Here is a 25517-nt window from a genome sequence, read left to right as displayed (position 1 = left end):
CACCTGTGCTGCTGCTTCATGCGCGTTCTCGCTCTCAGCCCCGGAAGCCTTCAGCAACAGCTCGAGCGCCTGCCGGCTCTCGCTGCTGCCGCTGATCAGCTTGAGGCAAGCCTTCAGGTGGCCTGCGATCCATCCCATCGCGGGTTATGGACCATGCTTCCGGCGGTGAAGAAAGTGATTCCCTTCCCCTTCGAGGCGGATCCGAATCTGTCGGATTGGGCCAATCTTCTGGGACTGGTCAGGGAGCCTGACTTCCAGGCATGCCTCAATTTCGCCACCGGAAGGCAGGTGAATTTAATGCTGTCAATGAGCCATATCCCCATGCGGGTGGCCACGGAAGGCTTCGCCAGTACGGCATCCGCCACGGTGGAATCAGGCTGGACACCCCAGAAGCTTGAAGCTTTTCTGTCCCCGATGGGCGTTTCTCTGAATGCCGATGCCTTCCGCCTCAGCCTGCCTGCGAGTGCCATGGAGAAAGCCCGCAGTGCTCAGCCATCAGGAGATGGCCCCCTGCTGCTGCTAGCCCCCGGCGCATTCCCTGGTGACTGGCCTCAGGAACGCTGGGCGTCACTCCCGGAGACCATCCGCAACAAGCTGCCCCAATTGCGCAGCCTTGTTCTGCCGACCAACCTGCCCGTCGCCGAGCGAGCCGCTGCCGTGGCCTGCGCTGATGTCGTTCTGAGCAGTTGTTCCCTAACCCAGTTGATGGCCACCTACTGCGGGCTGCCTCTGGTTGCCTTGGGCGCCAAAGCGGACCAGCTTCCCGAAAGAGAGATGATTCGCAGACTTGATCGCGAGGATCTGTCCTCACTCACGGTCTCTGACGTGATGCAAGCTCTCGGCTTCTGATGATGCGCTCCCGGCGGAGCAGACGACACGATCTACTCAGTGGCCGTAGCCGTCAACTGAGACACCTCGCGAGGCCCTGGTTAGTGCCAGGTCTTGCACTGACCGTGTTGGTCCTCGGCGGAGCCATCGGTTACCGAATCACCGAAGGATGGGATTGGGGAGATTGCCTCTGGATGGTGCTGATCACGATCAGCACCATTGGCTACGGAGAAGTGGAGCCTCTGTCCCAGCCAGGGCGGTTGGTCACGGTGTTGATCATTGCCGGAGGACTGCTGGTTGTTCAGCTCTCGATTCAGCGCGTGCTGGGGTTGTCAGAATCCGGATACTTCCGTCAGGTACGGGAGCTGAGGTTTCGCCGGATGCTGCGGCGCATGCAAGACCACGTCATTCTTTGCGGCTACGGCAGGATCGGTCGTGAGATCGGTGAGCAGCTGCTCCTCGAACAAGCACCGGTGCTCGTGGTCGAACTTGACCCCTTGCGAAAACAAGCTGCTGAAGAACGCGGACTCCAAGTGCTCCAGGCCGACGCCACCCTGGACGAAACCTTGATGGAGGCAGGGCTCGATCGTTGCCGAAGCCTGGTGACCGCACTACCGAGCAATGCAGCCAATCTCTACGTGATCCTGAGCGCCCGCGGACTTGAGCAGCGCTGTCGTCTGATCGCACGGGCTGACAGCGAGGAAGCGGCGGCGAAACTTGAACTGGCAGGCGCCAGTGTGGTGGTGAGCCCTTACGTGGCCGGTGGTCGGCTGATGGCGACGACGGCCCTGCGACCACTGGCGGTCGACTTCACGGATCTACTTGCGGGATCCGACTGCGAAATCGAAGAATTCCGCCTCAGTGAAGACCCCCTACTGATGAGTCAGATCGCCCACCGCAGCCTGCAGGACCTTGACTTGGCACGACGCACTGGAGCCATGGTGCTCGCCATCCGTGACAACAACACCCTGTTGGCCAATCCCAATGGCGAAGTCACCTTGGCCCCAGGACAGATGCTTGTGGTGATGGGAAGCAAGCAGCAACTGCAAGATCTTCGTCAAATTCTTGGCGATGCCATTGACGAGGTGGAAACGATGCGAGGCATGCAAACGAATGAATGAAAGCTGGTCCTGCAGGTCCGTACGATCAGCGGATCACAGGTCCTTGCATGAACAGCATCCGCACCCTTGATGGCCAGATCGCTCTGGTAACCGGCGCCAGCCGAGGAATCGGTCGCTCCGTTGCCCTCGCCCTGGCTGAGGCGGGTGCGGAGGTGGTCGTGAACTATTCCAGCTCACCTGATGCAGCCAATGCGGTGGTCAATGAGATCAAGGAAGCTGGTGGTCAGGCCTATGCCCTTCAGGCCAACGTTGCCGAGGAGGACGCTGTCAATGGCCTGATCAAGTCCGTGATCGAGCGGAGTGGCCGGATCGACGTCTTGGTCAATAACGCTGGCATCACCCGCGACGGTCTGCTGATGCGGATGAAGACCGAAGACTGGCAAGCCGTCATCAATTTGAACCTGAGTGGTGTCTTCCTCTGCACCAGGGCGGTGACCCGCCCAATGCTCAAGCAGAAAAGTGGACGGATCATCAACATCACCTCTGTCGTTGGCCTGATGGGCAATGCTGGACAGTCCAATTACGCCGCAGCCAAAGCCGGCGTCGTGGGGTTCACCAGAAGCACCGCCAAGGAGATGGCCAGCCGTGGCATCACCGTGAATGCCGTGGCTCCGGGCTTCATAGCCACCGACATGACCAAGGACCTGGATGCGGAAGGCATTCTCGCGGCCATCCCCCTGGGTCAATTCGGAACCCCGGAACAGGTCGCCGGGACTGTGCGGTTTCTGGCAGCTGACCCTGCTGCGGCCTACATCACCGGTCAGGTTCTGCAGGTTGACGGCGGCATGGTGATGGGCTGAGCAAGGTCAGCTGCGGCCTGCTGCGTTAAGGCTCAAGAGGTTGACCCAGTTCATCCCTCAATTTGCGGATCCGCTGCAGCAATCTGAATCTGCGGCTGCGCTCTGTTGCGGTAAGAAATATCCGCAACGGCACGTAGACCAAGGCCATGATCCCGGCCAGACCGGCCAGCAGAACAAAGAACAGTGCTCCTGAATTGGCCATGAATCAACGCTAACGAGCGCAGCCCCCTCCAGCAGAGATCAGCGCCCGATGATTCGGCTTTCCCCACTTCCAGCAGGAAGTCAAGAGTCCTGTCGTTGTGGGACATTGACGAACGGGTAAGTGTCGATCATGGCCAAGCTTCTCAGTTTTTCGGATGAATCTCGCGCTGCGCTGGAGCGGGGGATGAATGCTCTCGCCGATGCAGTGCGCGTCACTATTGGTCCACGCGGTCGCAACGTGGTGCTTGAGAAGTCATTCGGAGCACCCGACATCATCAATGACGGCGACACGATTGCGAAGGAGATCGAGCTCGAGGATCCCTTCGAAAACATCGGCGCCAAACTGATCCAGCAGGTGGCGTCCAAGACCAAAGACAAAGCCGGAGATGGCACCACCACAGCGACCGTGCTGGCGCAAGCCATGGTGGAGGAAGGTCTGCGCAACACGGCAGCAGGAGCCAGCCCGATCGAACTTCGCCGTGGCATGGAAGCGGCGGTTGAACATGTGGTTAAAGGTCTTGCTGAGCGAAGCCAGGCCGTCAGCGGAGATGCCATCCGTCAGGTGGCCACGGTCAGCGCCGGCGGCGATGAAGAGGTGGGTCAGATGGTCAAAGAAGCGATGGATAAGGTCAGCGTCGACGGAGTGATCACCGTCGAAGAATCCAAATCGCTGGCCACTGAGCTCGATGTCACTGAAGGCATGGCCTTCGACCGTGGCTACAGCTCCCCTTATTTCGTCACCGACGGTGACCGCCAGATCTGCGAATTCGACAACGCACTGCTGTTGCTCACTGACCGCAAAGTGAGTGCAGTGGCCGACCTGGTACCGGTTCTAGAAGCCGTTCAGCAGTCCGGCTCTCCCCTGGTGGTTCTGGCCGAAGAGGTGGACGGGGAAGCTCTGGCAACCCTGGTGGTCAACAAAAACCGCGGCGTTCTGCAGGTCGCTGCTGTGCGTGCTCCATCGTTTGGCGAGCGCCGTAAAGCTGCACTGGCAGACATCGCCATCCTCACCGGCGGCACAGTGATCAGCGAAGACCGGGCGATGACCCTCGAGAAGGTCACACTCGCCGATCTCGGCCGCGCCCGCAGAATCACGATCAGCAAGGAAAGCACGACGATCGTCGCTGGCGAGGAAAGCCGAGACGCAGTGACAGAGCGTGTGGCCTCCATTCGGCGTGAACTCGACAACACCGAGTCGGAGTACGACCGCGAAAAGCTCACCGAACGCATTGCCAAACTCGCTGGTGGCGTTGCCGTGATCAAGGTGGGAGCACCCACCGAAACGGAGCTCAAAAACCGCAAGCTGCGCATCGAAGATGCCCTGAATGCCACCAGAGCCGCCGTTGAGGAAGGCATTGTTGCCGGGGGTGGCTCCACATTGCTGCAACTGGCAGGAACCCTTGATTCCGTTGCTGCTGAGCTGCAAGGTGATCAGCGAACTGGCGTGGAGATTGTCCAGCGCGCCCTGAGTGCTCCCCTCAAGCAGATCGCCATCAATGCCGGCGCGAACGGGGATATCGTCGTGGAGCAGGTGCAACGCTCCGGCCAGGGATTCAATGCCGTGTCGGGCAATTACGAGGATCTACTGCAGGCGGGCATCCTTGATGCCGCCAAGGTGGTCCGCCTTGGACTTCAGGACGCTGTTTCGATTGCATCACTGCTGATCACAACTGAAGTGGTTGTGGCCGACAAACCTGAGCCCGCTGCTCCGCCAGCAGCCGGCGGTGATCCCATGGGTGGAATGGGCGGCATGGGTGGCATGGGCGGTATGGGAATGCCCGGAATGATGTAAAGCGTCAACGCATGTCTGGTTCTGCTCAGAGAACCTGAACCAGGCGTGCGTGAATCCGACAAACTGCCAGTGCTTCTCGCGGGGGCTTGCTGCAGAGATGGCCCAGCTCTCTGTTCAGAGCCTGGAGCTCGCCCATCGGTAAACCTGCAACAGGCAGAGCCAGAACCAGTCCGCCGACCATCGCCGGGAGGGAAATCAGGCGCAACATGGCATGAGTCTCGCGGGACTCAGACAGTCTGCCTTTTCAGGTGCCTGCAATAGGCCGCCACCTGGAGATCAACACCGGTGATGGCTGTCCCAACAACCACCGCGTCCGCGCCACCATCGATGGCATCAGCTGCGATGACAGCCGAAGCGATGCCCCCCTCGCAAACCAGCAGTGTTGAAGAGGGAAGCTGCTCTCTCAAGGGATGTAACAGGTTCATGGCCGGCGGAGACAGCTGAGCGGTGTCTTCTGTGTAGCCAAACAGGGTCGTTCCAACCCAATCACATCCCAGAGCCGCAGCCCTCAGGCCGTTTTCAACACTGTCGACATCCGCCATCAGAGTTGCACCAAGCTCTGTTCTCGCTTGCTCGATCAGCATCTCAAGCTCTTGGCCCGAGGGCCGCTTGCGGGCGGTGGCATCCAGCGCAATCACATCGGCACCGGCAGCCCAGACAGCCCTGATGTCCTCCCAACGAGGCGTGATATAAACGGAGCTGTCAGGGAAGGAGCGTTTCCAGAGGCCCACGATCAGAGCATCCGGGCAACGCTCCCGAACCGCTCCGATGTGCTCCGGGCTCTCAAGCCTCACCCCGACGGCACCATTGCGAAGACTGGCTTCGGCCATGGCGGCGATCACATCGGGATGACGCATCGGAGAACCCTCCGGGGCCTGAACCGAAATGATCAAGCCGCCCTGGAGATGGTCCCGGGACAAGCGACTCTCGGACGAGACGACCATGACGTCTCAGGACGCTTTGGGCAGATCATGCTGGCTGACAGGTGTCAGCCAGCGGCGTAGTCGTTGAGGACCGGCCGCTGGAACCGGGCGAAGACTCGGGGCCGGCGTGTCGGCGCTGATCTCAGGATCCACTACGCGACCCACGTCATCCAGACAGTTTTTCAACAACGCGCTGAAACGATTCAGCCCAGGACTAGGGGGCTCAGATTCCACAGCTGATGTTGCTTCGGGTTTGGCCTCAGGTGCATCAGGCGCTGCACTCGATTCAGGCGAAGCGATCGGAGCAACCTCAGCCACTGGCTGTGCCATGGATGGTGGCGAAGAGTCTTCAGAAGCCAGCAAACCTTCCGGCAGAGAGTCGACACCGAAGCGATGAACCCACTGCTGTTCCAATCGGGTCAGCAACGGTTGATCGTCCTGTTGCAGCGCCTGTTCAATCAATTGCTGAAGGCTGATCTGACGAGGGTCCTGATGCTGGTAAGGGGAATGGTTCACGGAATCAGGCAAGCTTGCGATTGAGCAGAGGGCGGATCAGGAGGAACAAGGCGGCCGTCAGCAGCGTCAACACCAGAAGGCAGGTGGTGCCTGTAACGGATCCGTAAGGCGCTTCCAAGAGAACCGATGACAGATCAAGCGGGCCGGCATATGCGGCACGAATGGGTTCAATCGCGAAGGTAAGGGGATTTAGCGATGCAAGCCAGCCCAGCCAGGGAGGCATGAAACTCAAAGGGGCCAATGCCGTGCTCGCGAACAGCAGGGGCAGGTTGGCCACAAAGATCACCGCAATCAGTTCGATGTGACCCGGCAGGGCAAAGGCCAGTCCGAGACTCAATGCTGTGACTGCGAACACCAGCAGCAGCAACGTGACCATCACCAGCAGCAAACCAGCCGCGCCTGGCCACCCATAACCGAGCAGAGATGCCGTGAGCATGATCGCCAGGCTCTGCACAAGACTCAACGTCGTGATGTAGATGACAGAAGCCAGAACAATCGAACTGCGACTGCGCAGCGGAGCGACCAAAAGGCGGTTCAGAAAGCCGAATTCACGGTCGAACATCACTGGAAGCCCTGCATTGAGCGCAGCACTGAACGCGGTGAACACAATCACCCCCGCTCCGAGAAAACGCCCATAGCTCATGCCTCCCGGCAGCAGTCCCTCGGGTGCGCGTGAGAACAGCGCACCAAACAGAACCAGCCAGATCAATGGCTGGAGCACACCGGCTACCAACGTGGAAGGCCGCCGTTGCAGCTGAAGGAACAGACGTCGCGTGAGAGCGAAGGTTTCCTGCAGAAGCTCGGCAATCGCCGAGCCGTTGTCGGAGTTGGAGGGATTTGTACCGAGGGCAGGACTGGTCATTGAAGGGACGGAAACTGAGAGAACATCAGGGGAGGCATCAACGCATCGATTGGCGTCGCTCCTGCTTGGGATCGCGCTGACCGGCCACGGCAAGCTCGGCATCCATCAGCGTGCGACCGGTGGCCTGCAGATACACATCGTCGAGGCTGGGACGACTCTGTGACAGGGAGAACACTTCGAAAGCCTCGCTCGCCAGGCGTTGCTTCAGCGCTGCAAGGACATGCTCACCATCGACAACGAGATTGAGTGAATAACCCTGAGCGCGATTAATCACGATCCGTCTCACGCCGTCCACCACTTCGAGAAGTTGACGAACGCGTTCCGCTTCCGGCTGATCACTGAATTCGCGCACTCTCAGAGTCACCCGATCTCCACCGAGCTCACGCTTGAGGGCTTCTGGAGCACCCTCTGCAATCACACGACCGGCATCGATGATCGCCATCCGATCAGCAAGTGCTTCCACTTCCTCGAGATAATGACTGCTCAGCAGGATCGTGGTCCCCTGATCGCTAAGGTCTCGAAGCACCTCCCAGATCACAGCGCGACTTTCGATATCGAGACCGACCGTCGGCTCATCCAGAACAAGCAGCTGCGGTTGATGGAGCAATCCGGAAGCAAGATCCAGGCGACGTCGCATGCCGCCGGAGTAGGTGCCGCAGCGACGGTCGATCCAGTCACCCATCGACATCCGATCCACCAGTTGATCAATCCGGTGATTCCGATCCTGCCGCGGCAGATGGTAAAGATCACCCTGGAGTGCCAGCAGTTCGCGGCCAGTGAGGATCTTGTCAATCGCCACCTCCTGAGCCACGTACCCCATTAGTTGACGAACCGTTCGAGGTTCCTGAAGCGCATCAACCCCAGCAACAACGACACGTCCTTGATCCGGGGCAAGCAGTGTGGCCAGGATGCGCAGTGCGGTGGTCTTTCCAGCTCCATTCGGCCCCAACAATCCGTAAAGGCAACCTGAGGGAACCGACAGGCTGAGTCCACTCAGAGCCGAAACGGTCCCATAGGACTTTTCCAGTTGATCCAGCTCAAGCAGTGACATCCCGCCCACAGAAACAATCTTTTGAAATCTAGGAAGCAATCCCAGGGAATCCCGCACTCAGCGTCATCAACCATCCCCTGAGCTGAAGATCGAACAGGGAAGCAGCAGGAAGACGGCTGATGATCAGCAACAGGCAGATCCCGAAGAGATAAAGAATCGACCAACGAAACAGCCCTTTGGCTCGATCAATGCTGTCAGGCTCTTCCCCGAGTTTGCCGATCATCTGGAGCAAACGTCCGTTAAAAGGAAGCAGCAGCAGGCCATAGAACAGTCCTCCCTCCGGCAGTGCCCAGATACCGAGCATGCTGATCAACACCGTGGCCCAGCCATAACGGCGAATGGCGCGAGCAGTCACCACGGGCCCCTTCACCACAGGCAGCATGGGAATGCCGACGGCTCGGTAGTCATCACGCAGAAGCAGGGCCAAAGCCCAGAAATGTGCCGGCGTCCAAACCATCACGAGCGCGAAGAGCCACCAGCCACTCAGCCCAACATGTCCGGTGGCTGCCGCTGCACCCACCAGAGGGGGGATGGCACCAGCCACACCGCCAACAACGATGTTCTGGGGTGTCCTTGGCTTGAGCAGTGCTGTGTACAGCAAGACATAGCTGCAGAGCCCAAGCAAAGACAGCCCGGCGGCGAGACAGTTCACACCACTGACCAGCAATGTTGCCGCCGCCAGGGTGCAGGAGATTGCACCGATAAAAGCGGCTGTTGGCGACAGTCGACCCGAGGGCAGCGCACGGCCGCTGGTGCGCTGCATGCGGCCATCAAGTTCCTGCTCCCACAGACAGTTGAGGACTCCTGCGGCTGCGGCCGCAAGAGCACCTCCACCAAGCGTGCAGGCCAGCCGCGGAGAGGAGAGTGGCCAGCCCTCGGTCAAGGCCATGCCCCCGAGTGTCGTGGCCAACAACAGAGGAATCAGTCGCGGCTTGGCCACCTCAAGCCAGGGAGGAAGCTTGACGCGCTTACGCGATGGAACAACCTGTTCGCGCGTGATTGGAACCGAGGGTGCAGCTGTGGTGGAACTAGCCATGACAGGCCTCCAGGGCAGAAGAGTCGAGAACGACGGGAAGTAGATCTGATGGAGCTGGTTGACGCCTGCAGGTCAGCCCTGCGAGAACGGCAACCAGAAGACAAGCCACGAGCTGATGAGCCACGGTCACTGCTGGCTGTGAAAGGCCAAGACGCAGCGTTGTGACACCAAGGCCGATCTGCGTGCCCACCAGCAAAGGAGCCGTCAGCAGAAGCGGCCACTGCTCTCGCCCCCAGCGCCCACTGAGCAAGGCCACCAGCACGAACAGCAGCACACAGAGAGCAGCCGGCGTGGCCGAGGCACGATGCCAAGACAGCCATTGACAAGACTGGCCGGCCTCAAGACAGCGCTGTGAGGCCCAGGACGTGGCCATGCCAGCACCCAGAAGGCACTGAGCTGAAACAGCCAGCACACTGAATGAACCAAGAACGATCCACCAGCGAGGGGCAGCAATGGACTGGGGAGATGCGAGAAGAGTCTGGGTCAGACCACTGACCGTGATCACCAGCGTGAGAGCCAAGGCCAGATGAGCCGTGACCACCCCGGAAGGCAACAGATTCAACACCGTGAGCGCTCCAAGACCTCCCTGCAGCACAACCATCAACACCAGAAGCCCGCTGAGCGGCAGCAACCATCCGGGCAGGTCGCGGCGGTACCACCACACGACTGACATCTGCACAAGTAGTGCCACGCCGACAACAAAGGCGTCGAGACGGTGAAACCATTCGAGGAAGACCTGGACGTTCATCTGACGACCAGGCAACAAACTGCCGTAACACAGAGGCCAATCCGGGCAGGCAAGACCTGCCTCCATGACCCTCGTCGCTCCGCCGATCACCACCAGAGCCACAAGGGCCACCACAAGATGGGCAGCCAACTGAGCCAGGCGGAGACGAATCGGATTGAGAGTCGATGCAGTCAACGCAAACTCCTTAATGGAGATGGTTATTCACGGAACGTAGCCGTCTGTATCAGAACGGCACGATGTGTAGCCGACTGCAACATCTGCAATCTCAGACTTGATGCGACTTTGCTGACAAGAGAGACCTTGAACTCAGAAAAACCGAAGGATTTTCAGGCTTGCTTAACAATCAGCGCGTGGTGATTATTAACCAACCTCCATAGCCTGAAGAGACACAAATTGAGGTTCGGGGTGCCCATCCCCTCAGCAATACTCACCCTGGTCTTAGGAATGCTCCTCGTCCTCGGGGGGCTGTGGATCGGTCAGAACATCAACCTTCTTCCAGTTGATGCCAGTGCCAACGCTCCGATCTACGACGAGTTGTTTCGCGTTTTGTTCAGCATCGGCACAATCCTTTTCGTAGGAATAGTCGGATTAATTCTTTTCAGCCTTGTGCGTTTCCGTCGCCGCCCCGGACAGCTCGGCGATGGATTGGCCTTGGAGGGAAATCTTCCACTCGAAGTGTTCTGGACTGCAGTGCCGGCAATCGTCGTTCTCTTCGTTGGTCTCTACAGCTACGACATCTACGAACGCATGGGAGGGATGGTTCCACTCGGACATGGCAACCATGGTTCGGAGACGGTGGCTGATCAGCGCGTCTGGGGTGGCATCGGCTCGACGCAGGATTCCCAGACAGCCACGACGGCGGGGATCCCACCCTTTCCCATCGAGGTGACAGCGATGCAGTTCGCATTCCTCTTCCATTACCCCGATGGTGACTTCATTTCCGGAGAAATGCATGTCCCTGTCGACCGGCCGGTTTCACTTCGGATGGAGGCCAAGGACGTGATTCATGCCTTCTGGATTCCGGAATTCCGCCTGAAGCAGGACGTGATCCCGGGACAGCCGACCGTGCTCGACTTCACTCCAACCCGCACGGGCAGTTACTCGATCGTTTGCGCAGAGCTCTGCGGTCCTTACCACGGAGGCATGCGCTCAAGCGTCGTGGTCGACAGCGCAGATGACTTCGACACCTGGCTCCAGTCCAACCGAAAGCTCCCCGCTGCTGAAGCATGACGATCACAGCTCCGCAAAAAACAGCGCCTGCGTCACCTTCTCTGCAGCCAACGGGATGGCTTCGCTATCTGAGCTTCAGCGTCGATCACAAGGTGATCGGCCTGCAATATCTCGTTTGCGGATTTGCCTTCTATCTGATTGGTGGCGCCATGGCGGGCGCGATCCGAACCGAACTACTGAGTCCGGTTTCAGACTTCATGGCCAGGGATGTTTACAACCAGATCCTCACCCTGCACGGGACGGTGATGATCTTTCTCTGGATAGTTCCAGTGGTCAACGGGGCCTTCGGAAATTATCTGATTCCCTTCTATGTGGGTGCCAGGGATATGGCCTACCCCAGACTGAATGCGGTTGCCTTCTGGCTCATTCCTCCAGCAGGACTGATGCTCATCAGCAGCTATTTCATCACGGGTGCTGCCCAGTCGGGCTGGACAGCCTATCCACCGCTCAGCATCACAACGCCTGCTACCGGTCAGATCATCTGGATTCTGAGTGTTCTGCTTCTGGGTGGAAGTTCAATCTTCGGCGGCATTAATTTCATCGCTACGATTCTCAAGCTCCGGCGTCCTGGGCTGAAGCTGATGCAGCTTCCGATGTACTGCTGGGCGATGCTTGGCACCAGCATTCTGGTGGTTCTCTCCACCCCAGTTCTCGCCGGCACACTCATTATGTTGAGCTTCGATATTGTTGCTCACACGGGTTTTTTCAATCCTGGGATGGGAGGAAATGTTGTTGTTTACCAACACCTTTTCTGGTTTTATTCTCACCCAGCGGTCTACATCATGGTGCTGCCTGCCTTTGGCCTGGTGAGCGAAATCCTTCCGGTTCACTGTCGAAAGCCTCTGTTCGGATATACATCCATGGTGTATTCGATCATGGCCATCGTTGTTCTTGGATTGGTGGTGTGGGCTCACCACATGTTCACCAGTGGCACTCCACCCTGGATGCGTCTGTTCTTCACGATTGCGACAGCCTTCATCGCGGTTCCAACCGGAATCAAATTCTTCAATTGGCTGGCAACACTCTGGGGAGGTCGAATCAGTTTGAACAGTGCTGTGCTGTTTTCCTGTGGCTTCATTGTGAACTTCGTGCTCGGAGGAATCACTGGTGTCGCACTCGCACAGGTTCCGTTTGACGTTCACGTTCATGACACCTACTTCGTTGTTGCCCATTTCCACTACATCGTCTATGGAGGCTCGGTGTTTGTGATTTTCGCTTCGATCTATCACTGGTACCCCAAAATCATCGGACGCATGCTCGATGAGCATCTCGGCCGTTTGCATTTTCTGCTGACCTTCGTTGGTTTCAACCTCTGCTTTGCTCCCCAGCACTGGCTTGGCCTCAACGGCATGCCTAGAAGGGTTGCCGAATACGACCCGCAGTTTGAGCTCGTCAATCAGATAAGTAGCGCAGGAGCACTGCTGATGGCCATCAGCACCCTTCCTTTCCTCTGGAATGTGATCGCCAGTGCCTTTTACGGTGCCATCGCAGGCGATAACCCCTGGAGAGCACTCACTCCTGAGTGGCTGACTTCATCACCACCACCGGTTGAGAACTGGAAAGGAGATCCCCCTCTGGTGACCCATCCCTACGGCTACGGCACCCCCGCCGACGAAATCGATCTGAACTCCGCCAGCGGGAGTGATCTTTGGAGAAGCGGTCAATGACATCACTGACTCCTCAAAACGCTCAGCTCGATCACATTGATGATCACGGAGCAGAGCACGGAGCTGAACATCCGGATCACCGCATGTTTGGCCTGGCCGCCTTCCTGGTGGCTGATGCCATGACCTTCGCAGGCTTCTTCGCCGCTTATCTCACCTTCAAGGCAGTCAATCCGTTGATGCCAGGTGCGATTTATGAGCTTGAACTGCCGCTGCCAACACTCAACACCATTCTGCTGTTGGTGAGCAGTGCAACCTTTCACCGCGCTGGCGTGAATCTGGGCAGACAGAACAACGAACGCTGCCGGCTTTGGCTGATGCTGACTGCTGGTCTAGGCCTGGCCTTTCTCGCCAGCCAGATGGTGGAGTACTTCAGCTTGCCCTTCGGGCTCACTGACAATCTCTACGCCAGCACCTTTTACGCCCTCACGGGCTTCCACGGTCTGCACGTCACCCTGGGGACCCTGATGATCCTGATTGTGTGGTGGCAATGCCGCACACCTTCAGGTCGTGTCAGCGCCAGCAATCATTTTCCGCTCGAGGCCGCCGAGCTCTACTGGCATTTCGTGGATGGAATCTGGGTCATTCTTTTTGTGATTCTGTACCTGATCTAACAAGCATCGAGATCGAATCAAGTGAAAGAACTTCGACGGAATCCTTGCCCGGGTTGCAGTCTGGAGTCAGAATTGATGTGTCTTTTCCGATAGACATGCTGGTTGGAGAGGAATTACTGAACAAGGCGCGAGCTCTCAGCAACCGCCCTGAAGATGAAATCGCCCGAGGCTGCGGTTATGTCGGTCCTAGTGGCCGCCTGATGCGCAAAAGTTTTTACAGAGCCCTGGTGGAAGCCAAGGGGTACAAACTTCCCTCCAGCAATGGTGGTTCAGGTGGAGGCAGCCGAGGACGTCAGGCTGAGTTCCGTACGCGCGTTCATGGCAACGGCAATCTTCTGATTGGCCATGCCTACACCAAACGCCTTGATCTTGTTCCTGGCCAGGAATTCAAGATTGAGCTGAACAAGGATTCGGGCACGATCACGCTTCTGCCGCTTGCCGAATCGAGCTGACTGACGAATCTCTGACTGAACAGTCTGGGATTCTTCACCCAAGGAGACAGCGATCAGCTGCTACTTGGGTTTGATCTTTCGGGCTGTTGTCTCAGGCTGTTTTGTTCAAGCGATGGCAGGAGGATCCTGGCCTTTATCGATGCTGGAACTGAACGCAATCAGCTCGATTCCGCTGAACAGGAAGCTGATGCCGACCAGCGTTCCGAGCACCCAGAGCAGACCCCAGAACTTAAGGGTGACGATCAGCAAGCCCAGGATGAAGGTGATGACGCCGTTGGCAATCGCCCATCCAGCGCCGGGCTGACCGCTGTTGGCCAGTCCGTTGAAGAAGGCCACGACGCCCTCGACAAGGAAGACGATGCCAATGGCCAAGGCGAACGCAGCAACTTGCTCTGCGGCTTCACCCGGATCACGGAAGTTACTGATAATCGAGGCGCCGGCCACGATGAACAACGTGGACACCACCAAACGCCAGAAGCAAATCCAACGCCCCATCCGACCGGAACGAGCAAGGTTGCTGATCCAGCCGACCACACCGCCGACGAGGAACAGCACGGCAATCACGCCTGTGGTCCAGAACGAAGCGATGACAGGGAAAATCAGGGCCAGGACGCCCAAGACAATCAGAAGAATGCCCTCTGCGATCGAGAAGGCTTTGAAGGTGCCCAGGGATTCGGAGCGGTCCTCGGAATTCATGAACAGTTCAGAGTGAACAACATCCGAAAGGTATTGAGACCTCTGAAATCCCGCCATGATTTGTGGACGCCGGTCAACCCCAGCCGTGCTCTGCAAGCCAGGCAGCGCTGATCGGGGGTGTTTTGTCCTGGGGGCCACGGGCACTGATCAGCCGCTCCGTGTAGCGAGCCAGCAGATCGATCTCGAGATTTACCTCATCGCCCACCTGCAGGTCACGCAAGGCTGTCACCGACCACGTATGAGGAATCACGGCAAGCCAGAACCGTGCCCCTGCATCAGCACAACCCGCCACCGTGAGACTGATGCCATTCACCGCAACACTGGCCTTATCGCAGATGTAGCGGCCAAAGTCCGCATCCCGCCAGCGCAGTTCCAAATGCCATGACTGGGGCAGAGACTCCACGGCGACCACCTCACCGATGCCGTCCACATGGCCGCTCACAAGATGTCCACCCAAACGGTCGGACAGACGCAGAGCAGGTTCGAGATTCACAGATCCTCCTCCAGCGGCCTTCGCTCCCAGAGTGGTGCGCTGCAGTGTCTCCTCGCTCACATCCGCCAGAAAGCCGTCGCCCACCAGTGACGCCACCGTGAGGCAAACACCGTCGACGGCGACGCTGTCACCAAGCTGAAGTGGAGCAAAAGCACTACAGCCCTCAACGAGCAGAGCACGACCACGTCGCTCGACCTGACCGACCGCCTGGACCAACCCCGTGAACATTGCCCATCTCCATCCCCTCTGCACTGGTCATAATCGAGAGAGCGGCGGAGCCGTACTTGATCGAGATGAGCGTGGCGGGAATCGCCCTGGATGCCAGCAGCCGCAGTCCGATCGTGCTGCTGCGGGACCCATCCCGAAGTCGCCAGGTGCCGATCTGGATTGATCAGGCACAGGCGCACAACATCATGGCTGGGCTCAATGACTCGCCACAGCCCAGACCCCTCAGCCACGACTTGATGGCTGCATTGCTCGACGCAGGGGGATTGCAGCTGGAGCGGGTGATCATTCACGCGATTGAAGACAGCACCTTCAGGGCCGTCCTGCGCCTCTGCGACAGCGACCACGACACCACGACGGCCGAAACGGATGAGCTTGAGGCTGCCCTGGATGCCGATGACAACCTTCTGGAGATCGATGCACGACCCAGTGATGCGATCGCACTGGCCATTCGCACCGGCAGCAGCATCTGGATGCTTGAGGAGGTGGTTGCGGAAGCCTCGATTGCCGTCGATGCCGAAGCGGATGCGGAGGATCGTGATGAATTCCGTCGCTTCCTCGACGGGATCAGTCCCGCCGCCCTGGGACGACACCTGGAATCACGCCAACCTGGAGATCCCAGAGATACCCAGGGCGACACCCAAGACCCTTGAGCAGCACACTCCCCCGGCCTGTGCTGCGCCGCTCATTCGGTGACGGGGCCGATGTGAGCCTGTTCACGCTCGGCACCATGCGCGCTCTCCAGTCTCCGGACCAGATGTTGCAGGTGTTACGCGCAGCTCTTGCGGCTGGTATCAACCATCTTGAGACAGCACCGGCCTATGGGCCAGCTGAAGCCTTTCTGGGCATGGCGCTGGCTCAGCTGAACAAGGAGGGCTTGGCCCCGGCAGACGGTGGCTGGGTGATCACCAGCAAGCTTCTGCCTGGGCAGAGTTTTCAGGCTGGGCGTGAGGCTCTCGAGAGCAGCCTCGGCAGACTCAGGATCAACACACTGGACAACCTGGCCATTCATGGCCTGAACCTGGACAGCCATCTCGACTGGGTGCTCTCCGGCGAGGGAGGCCGGCTGATCGACTGGGCTCTCACAAGTGGCAAGGTCCGCCAGGTGGGCTTCAGCAGCCACGGTTCCAATGCTCTGATCGAGCGTGCAATCGCCAGTGATCGCTTTCGGTTCTGTTGCCTGCATCTGCATCTACTTGACCCCACGCGCATGCCTCTGGCACAGCGGGCCCTCGAGCGGTCAATGGGCGTGCTTGCGATTTCACCGGCAGACAAGGGTGGTCGCCTGCAGGCACCGAGTGATCTTCTGAAAGCTGACTGCAGTCCCTTCCAGCCGTTGCAGCTGGCTTATCGCTTTCTGCTCGCAGCAGGCATCAGCACACTCACCGTGGGAGCCCAGAGCGCCGCTGACCTCAAACTGGCTCGATCACTTGCAGCCAGCGACGGTCCATTGGATCTCGAGGAGCAAAGGGCGCTTGCACAGCTTGAACAGCTGCGGGAGAGTCGTCTGGGGCATGAGCTCTGCGGCCAGTGCCGTGCCTGCCTGCCATGCCCCAATGATGTTCCGATCCCAGAGCTGCTGAGGTTGCGCAATCTTGCCCATGGCCATGACCTGATGGAATTTGCCGGGGAGCGCTACAACCTGATCGGCCGTGCCGGGCACTGGTGGGAAACGGTCGATGCGAGCCAATGCGACCGCTGCGGAGACTGCCTGCCACGCTGCCCGCACCAGCTGCCGATCCCTGAGCTGTTGGCGGAGACCCATCGACTGCTGGCAGCCGCACCGCGACGGCGGCTATGGGGCTGACGCCTCCCAGAGCTGCTGCAAACGGTGCTGCTCTGCAGCATCAGGTGGCAACAGCATCCAGCTTTGTGCCCAGACCGATGGCTGCGGAAGCACCAGCGGGCGCAGTCGCAGCGGAATCCGACCTTGCGCTCCAACAAGCTCACCCCTGGGCAGCGGCGGAATCCAGCCCTGTGCCAACAATCGAGACAGCAGCGGTTGCTTCCAGGCTTTCAGCACCCAGTCCTGGGGGATGGGTTCAGCGGTCTGGGCAGGACGAACCAGCAGCGTCCAATGCAATGGTGCGCCTTGCTCTGGCAGCACAGCCGTGAGCCTGGGATCACGCTTGAGGGCCGCCATGCAGCGCTGCAGAGGCAGCACGACAACCCTGGCATCGCCCTGCAGCAGCCAGTTCATGCCGAAACGGTCATCAAAACTGAGAGCCGACGCACGCAGGCGTCGCAAGGCATCGCCATCTCCCATTCTCTCGGCGAGAGAAATCAGCAATCTCGGGCTGGAAGGCAGCAGCAGCTTGCCCTTGAGCTGCGGGTCGAGCAGAGCGTCCCAACCGGCCTCCAGTGAAGGAGATGTTTTGCCATCACGCCGAATCACCATGACCCACGGGCTGAAGGCCACCGGCAACAGCAGGCTCTTCCAAACCAGTGGAGCCTCGTTGAGGAAGCGTTGGCCAAGAGGGTCGATCCTCGACTGAAGACCATCAGCAGCGATCGCCTGCAATCGCTCAGGGCTGATCACCGACAACCAGCCGTCGGTCAAAGCCAACAGATCCGTTGGCGACGGCCACGGACTCTCCAGAGCAGTCGCCCCTGAAAGCGCATCGAAACGCCAGGGGCCCGGCAGATCACGACGCCAGATGGACGGCAGAGTTTCTGCTGATGCACGCAGCGTGGGAGCCGATCCTCCCCGGCTGCAGCCACTGAGACCGGCAGCAGCTGTCACAGCAGCGAACTGAAGAAACCGACGACGGTTCAACAATGGCGCCGGGTCGACAACAGGCTTCATGGTCCGAACCTACGGGGCGACAGTGCCTGGATGGCCGGCCGCGAGCAACTGATCGACGGCCCTATCACAAGACTGCACGAGAGTGTCGACGGAAACACCTCTCCATTGAGCCAGAAGAGCAAGGCCACCGGCACCGACTCCTTCCTTGACGTGGCCCTGCTCGAAGTCGCGCAGGCGCGCATGGCGGCTCGCAGAGAAGCGCAGGCCAGCGGCATAGGCCTGCAGTGAAACGGAATAGTGCTGCTCCAAATTGCTGAGCAGCGTGAACAACGAAGAGTTAGACGTTGCAGCCTGCAGACGCTCAGCAGCAAGCCATGCAGTGGTACCGATCAGAACCCGATCGCAGAGCTGCTGACGACGATCAATTGGAACCGCATGAAGCGCCAGCGCAAGCACTGCGGCCATTTGACTGCCACCGGCAAGCAGAACGGGCTGATCCGAATCGAGCACCCCGAGCAACAGCCCTGTGGCAAGGGCCTGAAAAGGGTCACCAACGGCCGCGAGCAAGGCCTGTGCATCGATGCTTGGGGGGCCAGGCAGGCGCGAGAGCCCCTCGCTCACCAGCTGCTGCTTCAACGCCATCGGTGGATGAAGAGCACTGCCACTAACCAGTGCCTGAACAGGCAACCCAAGCCCCGTCAACACGGCCAGGGCTGTAGTGGTGCCGCCAGGAACACATTCCGCCAGCAGCAGTGGACGACGCAGTCGTTGCCCAAGACGCCGACCACGATCCAACAGCTGCTGCACCCGTTTGGGCTGCATCGCACGGCCGCTGGAGACGCAACCAGCAGGACCGGAACCTGGATCTTCAAAGCGGAGATGGGGGAACTGCGGTGACATCGGCAATCCGAGCGCTGCAACCTGCGGATCGAGACCGAGCTGCTGGCAAGCCACCCAGCTGATCAAGGCTGGTGACACCCCCGCTGGAAGAGGTGGCAGGCACCAGAGCGGAGGAACGGATGGCCCTCTCAGCAGCAGCTCCGCATCGGCCAGAGCCGTTGTACGGCGTGCTGCTGGGGTACAGCCCGCCGCGGAGATTCCCGGTTGTTCAGCGGTCCTTGTGGACGCGAGCACCAACAGCAGATCCGGCAGCGGCTGCGCAGAATCAGACCAGAGGCTTGCAAAGCGAGTTGCTTGAACCGTGGCCGGCGAGCCGGTCAGACGACGCACCCCAAACGGAGAGTCAGAGAGGGTCGAGGGCGACCAGTCCATGAAGCAGCGGTGGAGGGTCAGGGACGGGGGCCTGCAACCGGGGGAAAATCCAGTAGGCCAGGGCGTGGAGAGCGAGGACATACACCAGTTGCTGAATGAGCACAAGTGCGAGAGCCATCAGCTGAACCAGCAACAGATCAGGTGCAAGCGATAACTGCAGTAATTCCAGCAACCTGTCCAGAAGGCCTGCACCAGCTCGGGTGATAATCACCCAAAGGTTTTCACCCACCAACAGAGAAAGCGCAACAACCCTTACAAGGAATCCGGCAGCACCGATCAGCAGGCCGATCCCCCAGCTCAGCCACCAGCTGCAGCGATGCAGCCAGCACCAGCCGAGCCAAATGGACAGCAAGCCATAGGGAAACAGCATCAAGGGTCCACGCACCGGCCCCATCAAGGCGATCAGCAAAAGAATCGCCACAGCTAGGCCCTCGACCCCGGCACGGGCACCTCGACGGACCGCCAGCAGGGCGAGTGGCAGAGGCAAGGCAAGGCGGAACAGAGCTCCACCCACCGGGAGGTAATAGAGCGCCAGCCAGATCAAAGCAGACGCGGCCGCCAGATAGGAGGATTCCATCATCCGCAGGGCCTGGCGATGGCTGAGGGCTGGTCGCATCAGGAAGCAGGCTTCGGCTGGAGGTTGGAGGACTGATTCAGATCGCTGGCGGGCACTTTTTCGATGGTCTCCACCTCAAAACCAATGCCAGCACGCCGAAGAGCCTCCGTGACTCCCTCCGCAGGAGCAGCTGGATCTGCGGCTGAGAGGCGAATCATGATGCGATAGGGCAGGGTGCGCTCCGGAGTGGATCTCGGCTTAGGGCTATCGGTCGCAACTGCCGGTGCTGGCGATTGCTCGCGGTCGGATTTGCGGTCGGACTCTTCGGACTCGGTCGCGTCCCCATCCTTGCTCACACTGGCGGTTGGCTTGTCGTTCTGGTTGACCTTGGACTGCTGCTCGCCCTTGTCGGCAACCACGCTGGTGTCTGGATCGGCCTGGGTGCCAGCTGGGCTGACATCCCCAGCCTGAGAGTCAAAGCTTTCAGACAGCCGCTGGCCGAATGATGTGCCATCACAGGCCTGCAGCAGCATCAGCAAGGGCAACAACGACCGAACGAACAGCCTGATGCCCATCAGGAATCGGCAGGGCGAATCACGCGCACGGCACTGGCACGCAACCGACCTGACTTCGTTGTGGCGGGAGGCTTCTTGGCCGCAGGCTTCTTGGCTGCGGGCTTCTTAGCCGCAGGCTTTTTGGCGGCAGGTTTCTTGGTGGTGGAAGCCTTACGGCCACCCTTCTTGCTGGCGGCCTTGGCCTCCAGCAGCTCCACCGCCTGCTCCAGGGTGATGTCGTCAGCACCCTTGCCTTCAGGAAGCGAGGCATTGACCTTGCCCTGTTTCACATAGAGACCGTATGGGCCGTCATAGACCTGAACCGATTCATCACTGCCCTCGGGCTTACCGAGATCCTTAAGCGCAGTCCGACCGCCTCGACCACGCTTGGGCATGGCCAGCAACTCAAGCGCACGGGTCAGTCCCACTGCGAGGACATCGTCATCGCCCTTCAGCGAGCGGTAGTCCTTCTCATTCTTGCCCTTGTCCCAAACCACGTAGGGACCGAAACGACCCAGTCCAGCCTGAACCCTGCCACCGTCAGGGTGCTCTCCCAGCAGCCTGGGCAGCCGCAGCAGCCCCAGAGCATCATCGAGGCTGAGATCCTCTGGCTTCACTCCCTTGGGCAGTGATGCACGCTTGGGCTTCGGGTTCTCATCACTCACCTGCCCGCGCTGCACATAGGGACCGTATTGACCAAACAGCAGATAAACGAGATCTCCGGTTTCCGGATCTTCACCTAAGGCCTCAGGCCCATCAGCCTTCTGCTTGAGGATGAGCTCGGCCTGATCGTGATCGAGATCGGCGGGGGTGATCTCACGCGGAAGGGTGGCCTTGATCAGCTCCTCCTCACCGTCGTCTCCAACACGTTTGGCTTCGAGATAAGCACCAAAGCGGCCGATTCTGACCACACAGGGAAGGCCCTCGAGGTCGATCGTGCGTGAAGCACCAGGGTCGATATCGCCCTCCCGCAGGTGCACCTGGGATTCCAACCCCTCGTTGCCCTTGTAGAAGCTCTCTAGATAGGGCAGCCACTGCACCTTTCCGTGAGAGATCTCATCAAGGGTGTTCTCCATCCTGGCGGTGAAGGAGGTGTCAACCAGATCGGGGAAGTGCTCCTCGAGCAGAGCCGTTACCGCAAAAGCTGTGAAGCTCGGCGTGAGTGAATTGTTCTGGATCGCGGCATAGCCGCGATCCACGATCGTGCCAATGATCGAGGCATAGGTAGAGGGCCTGCCGATCCCCTCCTTCTCGAGCATCTTGACCAGGGACGCTTCTGAGAACCGAGCCGGAGGCTGGGTCTGGTGGCCGAGCGCCTCAACGTCTTTGAGCTTGGGAGAATCCCCCTGTTTGAGCGCTGGCAACAACACTTCCTGGCCTTCCAGGGCCGCATCGGGATCATCACTGCCCTCCACGTAGGCACGGAAGAAACCAGGAAAATCAATGCGCTTTCCACTGGCACGGAACACCGCATCAGCAGCACTTAGATCAACGGACAGCATGGTGAGGCGGGCCTCAGCCATCTGGCTGGCGACGGTGCGCTTCCAGATCAGCTCATAGAGAGCGAGATCTCTGCCATCGAGACCTGTCTCCTGTGGAGCACGAAAACTCTCACCGGCAGGACGAATCGCTTCATGCGCCTCCTGTGCATTTCGGGCCTTGGTGCTGAACTGCCTGGCCCCCTTGCTCAAATAGTCCTTGCCATAACGCGATTCCACACAGCTACGGGCAGCGCTGATCGCCTGATCAGAGAGATGCACCGAATCGGTGCGCATGTAGGTGATGAAACCACGCTCATACAGACCCTGCGCACAACGCATGGTTTCCCTGGCAGAAAGCCGAAGCTTGCGGTTTGACTCTTGCTGCAGGGTGCTGGTTGTGAACGGCGGAACGGGCCGTCGCACCGTGGGTTTTTCCTCCACGGACGTGACGCTCCATGCCTCCGACTTAACCGTTTCGGAGAGCGTCAGGGCATCGCCTTCACTCAGAAGGCGGACCTTGCTCCCGGCCTTGAGCTCGCCGGTGTTTTCATCAAAATCATTGCCGGTGGCAATGCGCTGCCCCTCTAGGTGGGTGAGCTTGGCGTCAAAACGACTGCCGGTCTGCTCGAGACCAGCCTTGAGGTCCCAGTAACTACCGCTGCGGAATGCCCGACGTGCACGTTCCCGTTGCACCAGCAGACGCACAGCCACGGACTGAACACGCCCCGCAGACAGGCCCCAGGCCACCTTCTTCCACAACAGCGGCGACAGGGTGTATCCCACCAGACGGTCCAGGATGCGTCGCGTCTCCTGGGCATGCACGAGTTCCATATCCAGCTCACGGGTCTGGTCAAGAGCCCGGCCAATCGCCTCCTTGGTGATCTCGTGAAACACCATTCGTTTCACCGGAACCTTCGGTGCAAGCAGCTGCAAAAGATGCCAGCTGATGCTTTCACCCTCTCGGTCTTCATCAGTCGCCAACAAAAGCTGATCAGCACCTTTAAGAGCGTCCTTCAGCTCCTTTACCGTTTTTTTCTTGTCCTTCGGCACCACGTAAAGGGGCTCGAAATCAGACTCGGTGTTCACTCCGAGATTGGCCCACTTCTGGCCCTTTTGCGCTGCTGGAATCTCACTGGCGTTGTTCGGGAGATCGCGCACATGCCCCATCGAGGCTTCCACCCGGAAGTCCTTGGGAAGGAATCCACGGATGGTGCGGGCCTTGGTGGGGCTCTCAACGATGACCAGGGTGTGCGCCAAAAGAGGGCAGATAACCGTTCCCTTCTCTATCGCACCGCCGCTCCAGTTGCAGCGAATACGCGCGATGCCACAAGGAGGAACGGAAGCGCGGCTAAAGTCGCCCGAACCGCTCTGCCCTGCGCGCGCCATGCCCGAGATGGGTGCCTTGCTTCTCGACACCCAGCCTTTGGCAGCGCCGGGTGATCTTCTCAATCTTGCGCTGAACGCCGGTGCGATTGCCCCGGAAGGCGCAGTTCTGCTGGCGATGCTGGCCACCCTGCTGGTGGACTTAGCAGGCGAAAAAGTCTCTGTGCGCTGGGTCCCACCCATTTGTTATGCAGGTCTGGGCACAGCCCTGGTGTTGCTTGCCCTGCAGTGGAACGCTCCACTGGAGCCATCGTTCCTGGGCGCATTTCTTTCCGATCACCTGGCGATTGCCTTCAGGGCCGTCGTGGCTTGCTCAACTCTGCTCTCCTTGCTGATCAGCTGGAGGTATGCCGAACAGGGAGGAACCCCTGTTGGTGAATACGCCGCAATCCTTCTGGCAGCAACACTTGGAGGCATGCTGCTCTGCGGTGCCACCGATCTGGTGAGCATTTTTGTGTCTCTGGAAACCCTGTCAGTCGCCAGTTACCTGCTCTCCGGGTACATGAAACGCGATGCGCGCAGTTCGGAAGCAGCGCTGAAATATTTGCTGGTGGGTTCTGCCGCAGCTGCGGTGTTTCTTTACGGCTCCTCACTGCTTTATGGACTCAGCGGCTCCACCAGCCTGGAAGCGATCGGGCAGTCACTGCTGACCAGTCCGACACCTCTAGCTGCTCTGGCACTGGTGTTCGTGTTGGCAACCGTGGCGTTCAAGATCGCTGCAGTGCCTTTTCACCAGTGGACACCAGACGTCTACGAAGGATCTCCAACACCGGTGGTCGCCTTCCTGTCTGTGGGTTCAAAAGCCGCCGGTTTCGCCTTGGCTCTGCGCATCCTGGTGGGCTGTTTCGGCAGTTTCGACACGCAGTGGAAGCTGCTGTTCACCGTTCTGGCGGTGCTCAGCATGACCCTCGGCAATGTCGTTGCGCTCGCCCAGACCTCGATGAAACGGATGCTGGCCTACAGCTCCATCGGTCAGGCCGGCTTCGTGATGATTGGCCTGGTGTGCGGCACCGAGGACGGTTTCGCCGCCATGGTCCTTTACATGGCGGCCTACCTATTCATGAACTTGGGGGCCTTTGCCTGCATCATCCTGTTCTCGATTCGCACCGGCAGTGATCGCATCTCCGATTACGCCGGTCTCTACCAGAAAGATCCTCTGATCACGCTTGGGCTCAGTCTCTGCCTGCTGTCACTGGGAGGAATTCCACCGATGCTGGGTTTCTTCGGCAAGATCTATCTCTTCTTTGCGGGCTGGGCTGATCACCAGTATCTGCTGGTGGTGGTGGGACTGATCACCTCAGTGGTGTCGATCTACTACTACATCGGGGTGATCAAGATGATGGTGGTCAAGGAGCCCCAGGAAGCCTCCGATGCAGTGAAGTCCTATCCGCCAATCCAGTGGAACACCATTGGACTGCCTCCACTGCGCGTGGCACTAGTGACCTGCGTGGTGGTCACCGCAGTTGGTGGAATCCTCTCCAATCCGCTATTCCAGTGGGCCAATGATGCGGTGGCAGGAACCCCGATCCTGCAACAAGCGATCGCCAATGCCTCCGGAGCCACCCTTGGCTGACGGAGCGCCGGCTCAACGCTCCCCCGTTGCTGAATTGCGTGGAGTCGACAAGATCTATGGAAGCGGAGCTGGCCTGGTCAGAGCTCTTGATCAACTTGATCTAACCGTGTGCAAAGGCGACTATCTCGCCGTAATGGGTGCCAGCGGATCCGGCAAAAGCACTGCGATGAACATTCTGGGCTGCCTCGACCGCCCAAGCAGCGGCTCCTATCACCTCAATGGGAGTGCAGTGGAGGAGCTTGATGACGATGCCCTTGCGGATCTGCGCAATCAACAGCTGGGTTTCGTGTTTCAGCAATTCCATCTACTGCCTCACGCGACGGCTCTCGAGAACGTCATGCTGCCGATGATCTACGCAGGGCTTTCACCCCAGCAGAGACGGGACAAAGCTAGAGAAGCGCTGGACCGTGTGGGCCTTGGGGAAAGGATGCAGAACAAGCCGAATCAGCTTTCCGGCGGTCAACAGCAAAGAGTCGCCATTGCGAGGGCCATCATCAATCAGCCTGCTCTTCTTCTCGCCGATGAACCCACCGGCGCCCTCGACTCACGCACCACGGATGACGTACTGAACCTGTTCGATGCCCTGCACGACCAGGGCATCACGCTGGTGCTGGTCACCCATGAAGATGATGTGGCGGCTCGTGCCGAACGGGTGGCCCATTTCCGTGACGGCCGAGTTGAGCGCTCTGATTAGGCTGGT

Annotated in this window: 27 protein-coding genes; 12 read left to right on the top strand and 15 right to left on the bottom strand. The window is 59.3% G+C overall.

Annotated elements, in window-relative coordinates:
• The first annotated feature begins 18 nt into the window (after positions 1–18).
• Genes SIB42_RS06495 through fabG form a run of 3 tightly spaced genes read left to right on the top strand, consistent with a single transcriptional unit; the run spans position 19 to position 2749 of the window.
• Positions 19–849 (top strand): glycosyltransferase family 9 protein, encoded by an 831-nt coding sequence (locus tag SIB42_RS06495; RefSeq protein ID WP_067092798.1) that lies wholly within the window; start codon positions 19–21, stop codon positions 847–849.
• Complete coding sequence (locus SIB42_RS06490; protein ID WP_082824961.1) at positions 849–1949, top strand: potassium channel family protein; 1101 nt, start codon at positions 849–851, stop codon at positions 1947–1949. The genes SIB42_RS06495 and SIB42_RS06490 overlap by 1 nt, the downstream gene beginning before the upstream one ends.
• Positions 1950–1996: 47 nt before the next feature.
• Positions 1997–2749: a 3-oxoacyl-[acyl-carrier-protein] reductase gene (gene fabG, locus SIB42_RS06485; protein WP_067093116.1), complete on the top strand. Its 753-nt coding sequence runs from the start codon at positions 1997–1999 to the stop codon at positions 2747–2749.
• A gap of 25 nt (positions 2750–2774) precedes the next feature.
• Here fabG and SIB42_RS06480 read toward each other — a convergent pair whose 3' ends face one another.
• Positions 2775–2951, bottom strand: coding sequence for a hypothetical protein (locus tag SIB42_RS06480; protein ID WP_115125113.1), 177 nt, complete (start codon positions 2949–2951; stop codon positions 2775–2777).
• 129 nt (positions 2952–3080) lie between these two features.
• Here SIB42_RS06480 and groL point away from each other — a divergent pair, with 129 nt between their 5' ends.
• A complete protein-coding gene (gene groL / locus SIB42_RS06475; protein ID WP_067093115.1) occupies positions 3081–4742 on the top strand; it encodes a chaperonin GroEL in 1662 nt (553 codons plus the stop codon).
• Between the two features lie 25 nt (positions 4743–4767).
• Here the strand turns inward: groL and SIB42_RS06470 are convergent, their stop codons facing one another.
• Genes SIB42_RS06470 through SIB42_RS06440 form a run of 7 tightly spaced genes read right to left on the bottom strand, consistent with a single transcriptional unit; the run spans position 4768 to position 10052 of the window.
• A complete protein-coding gene (locus tag SIB42_RS06470) occupies positions 4768–4950 on the bottom strand; it encodes a hypothetical protein (protein WP_067092795.1) in 183 nt (60 codons plus the stop codon).
• 19 nt (positions 4951–4969) lie between these two features.
• The gene (locus tag SIB42_RS06465; protein ID WP_067092793.1) at positions 4970–5686 is read right to left on the bottom strand and encodes an N-acetylmannosamine-6-phosphate 2-epimerase; all 717 of its coding nucleotides are present in this window, start codon (positions 5684–5686) and stop codon (positions 4970–4972) included.
• A gap of 6 nt (positions 5687–5692) precedes the next feature.
• A complete protein-coding gene (locus SIB42_RS06460; protein ID WP_156485080.1) occupies positions 5693–6181 on the bottom strand; it encodes a hypothetical protein in 489 nt (162 codons plus the stop codon).
• Between the two features lie 4 nt (positions 6182–6185).
• Positions 6186–7043: an ABC transporter permease gene (locus SIB42_RS06455; protein WP_067092789.1), complete on the bottom strand. Its 858-nt coding sequence runs from the start codon at positions 7041–7043 to the stop codon at positions 6186–6188.
• A 37-nt stretch (positions 7044–7080) separates the two neighbouring features.
• Complete coding sequence (locus tag SIB42_RS06450) at positions 7081–8094, bottom strand: ATP-binding cassette domain-containing protein (protein WP_067092786.1); 1014 nt, start codon at positions 8092–8094, stop codon at positions 7081–7083.
• 28 nt (positions 8095–8122) lie between these two features.
• Entirely contained in the window at positions 8123–9130 is a 1008-nt protein-coding gene (locus SIB42_RS06445) for a heme o synthase (protein WP_067092784.1), read from the bottom strand.
• Entirely contained in the window at positions 9123–10052 is a 930-nt protein-coding gene (locus SIB42_RS06440) for a COX15/CtaA family protein (protein WP_067092781.1), read from the bottom strand. The genes SIB42_RS06445 and SIB42_RS06440 overlap by 8 nt, the downstream gene beginning before the upstream one ends.
• Positions 10053–10283: 231 nt before the next feature.
• Here SIB42_RS06440 and SIB42_RS06435 point away from each other — a divergent pair, with 231 nt between their 5' ends.
• The 4 genes from SIB42_RS06435 to SIB42_RS06420 all read left to right on the top strand — a co-directional run bounded on the left by SIB42_RS06435 (position 10284) and on the right by SIB42_RS06420 (position 13838).
• A complete protein-coding gene (locus tag SIB42_RS06435; RefSeq protein ID WP_067092779.1) occupies positions 10284–11108 on the top strand; it encodes a cytochrome c oxidase subunit II in 825 nt (274 codons plus the stop codon).
• Positions 11105–12775: a cytochrome c oxidase subunit I gene (ctaD, locus tag SIB42_RS06430; protein ID WP_067092777.1), complete on the top strand. Its 1671-nt coding sequence runs from the start codon at positions 11105–11107 to the stop codon at positions 12773–12775. Before SIB42_RS06435 ends, ctaD begins: the two co-directional genes overlap by 4 nt.
• Positions 12772–13386, top strand: a complete 615-nt coding sequence (locus SIB42_RS06425; protein WP_067092774.1) for a heme-copper oxidase subunit III — start codon at positions 12772–12774, stop codon at positions 13384–13386. Before ctaD ends, SIB42_RS06425 begins: the two co-directional genes overlap by 4 nt.
• A 95-nt stretch (positions 13387–13481) precedes the next feature.
• Positions 13482–13838, top strand: coding sequence for an AbrB family transcriptional regulator (locus SIB42_RS06420; protein ID WP_067092772.1), 357 nt, complete (start codon positions 13482–13484; stop codon positions 13836–13838).
• 105 nt (positions 13839–13943) lie between these two features.
• Here SIB42_RS06420 and SIB42_RS06415 read toward each other — a convergent pair whose 3' ends face one another.
• Both SIB42_RS06415 and SIB42_RS06410 read right to left on the bottom strand, forming a co-directional pair.
• Entirely contained in the window at positions 13944–14534 is a 591-nt protein-coding gene (locus SIB42_RS06415; RefSeq protein WP_067093114.1) for an HdeD family acid-resistance protein, read from the bottom strand.
• Positions 14535–14607: 73 nt separating this feature from the next.
• On the bottom strand, positions 14608–15255 hold the full coding sequence (locus tag SIB42_RS06410; protein WP_067092770.1) for a riboflavin synthase: 648 nt from the start codon (positions 15253–15255) through the stop codon (positions 14608–14610).
• Between the two features lie 65 nt (positions 15256–15320).
• Here SIB42_RS06410 and SIB42_RS06405 point away from each other — a divergent pair, with 65 nt between their 5' ends.
• Together SIB42_RS06405 and SIB42_RS06400 are read left to right on the top strand one after the other, a co-directional pair.
• On the top strand, positions 15321–15905 hold the full coding sequence (locus SIB42_RS06405) for a bifunctional nuclease family protein (RefSeq protein WP_067092768.1): 585 nt from the start codon (positions 15321–15323) through the stop codon (positions 15903–15905).
• 77 nt (positions 15906–15982) lie between these two features.
• Entirely contained in the window at positions 15983–17059 is a 1077-nt protein-coding gene (locus tag SIB42_RS06400) for an aldo/keto reductase (RefSeq protein WP_082824975.1), read from the top strand.
• On the opposite strand, the gene SIB42_RS06395 is transcribed toward SIB42_RS06400, so the two are convergent.
• Genes SIB42_RS06395 through topA form a run of 5 tightly spaced genes read right to left on the bottom strand, consistent with a single transcriptional unit; the run spans position 17048 to position 23118 of the window.
• Positions 17048–18058, bottom strand: coding sequence for a twin-arginine translocation signal domain-containing protein (locus SIB42_RS06395; RefSeq protein ID WP_067092764.1), 1011 nt, complete (start codon positions 18056–18058; stop codon positions 17048–17050). The genes SIB42_RS06400 and SIB42_RS06395 overlap by 12 nt on opposite strands.
• Before the next feature lie 9 nt (positions 18059–18067).
• Positions 18068–19270 (bottom strand): nicotinate-nucleotide--dimethylbenzimidazole phosphoribosyltransferase, encoded by a 1203-nt coding sequence (locus tag SIB42_RS06390; RefSeq protein WP_067092761.1) that lies wholly within the window; start codon positions 19268–19270, stop codon positions 18068–18070.
• Positions 19242–19886, bottom strand: coding sequence for a DUF2232 domain-containing protein (locus SIB42_RS06385; RefSeq protein WP_067092759.1), 645 nt, complete (start codon positions 19884–19886; stop codon positions 19242–19244). The genes SIB42_RS06390 and SIB42_RS06385 overlap by 29 nt, the downstream gene beginning before the upstream one ends.
• Positions 19886–20401: a hypothetical protein gene (locus SIB42_RS06380; RefSeq protein ID WP_067092756.1), complete on the bottom strand. Its 516-nt coding sequence runs from the start codon at positions 20399–20401 to the stop codon at positions 19886–19888. Before SIB42_RS06380 ends, SIB42_RS06385 begins: the two co-directional genes overlap by 1 nt.
• Complete coding sequence (gene topA, locus SIB42_RS06375; protein ID WP_067092754.1) at positions 20401–23118, bottom strand: type I DNA topoisomerase; 2718 nt, start codon at positions 23116–23118, stop codon at positions 20401–20403. The genes SIB42_RS06380 and topA overlap by 1 nt, the downstream gene beginning before the upstream one ends.
• A gap of 127 nt (positions 23119–23245) precedes the next feature.
• Here topA and SIB42_RS06370 point away from each other — a divergent pair, with 127 nt between their 5' ends.
• Both SIB42_RS06370 and SIB42_RS06365 read left to right on the top strand, forming a co-directional pair.
• On the top strand, positions 23246–24817 hold the full coding sequence (locus SIB42_RS06370; RefSeq protein WP_067092752.1) for an NAD(P)H-quinone oxidoreductase subunit N: 1572 nt from the start codon (positions 23246–23248) through the stop codon (positions 24815–24817).
• The gene (locus SIB42_RS06365; RefSeq protein WP_067092750.1) at positions 24792–25511 is read left to right on the top strand and encodes an ABC transporter ATP-binding protein; all 720 of its coding nucleotides are present in this window, start codon (positions 24792–24794) and stop codon (positions 25509–25511) included. Before SIB42_RS06370 ends, SIB42_RS06365 begins: the two co-directional genes overlap by 26 nt.
• The last annotated feature ends 6 nt before the right edge of the window (positions 25512–25517 follow it).

The organism is Synechococcus sp. MIT S9508 (assembly GCF_047303045.1).
In the GTDB taxonomy this organism is placed as follows: Bacteria; Cyanobacteriota; Cyanobacteriia; order PCC-6307; family Cyanobiaceae; genus Synechococcus_C.
The sequence above is the reverse complement of the archived record's forward strand: the minus strand, read 5'-3'. Positions and strand labels throughout refer to the sequence as shown.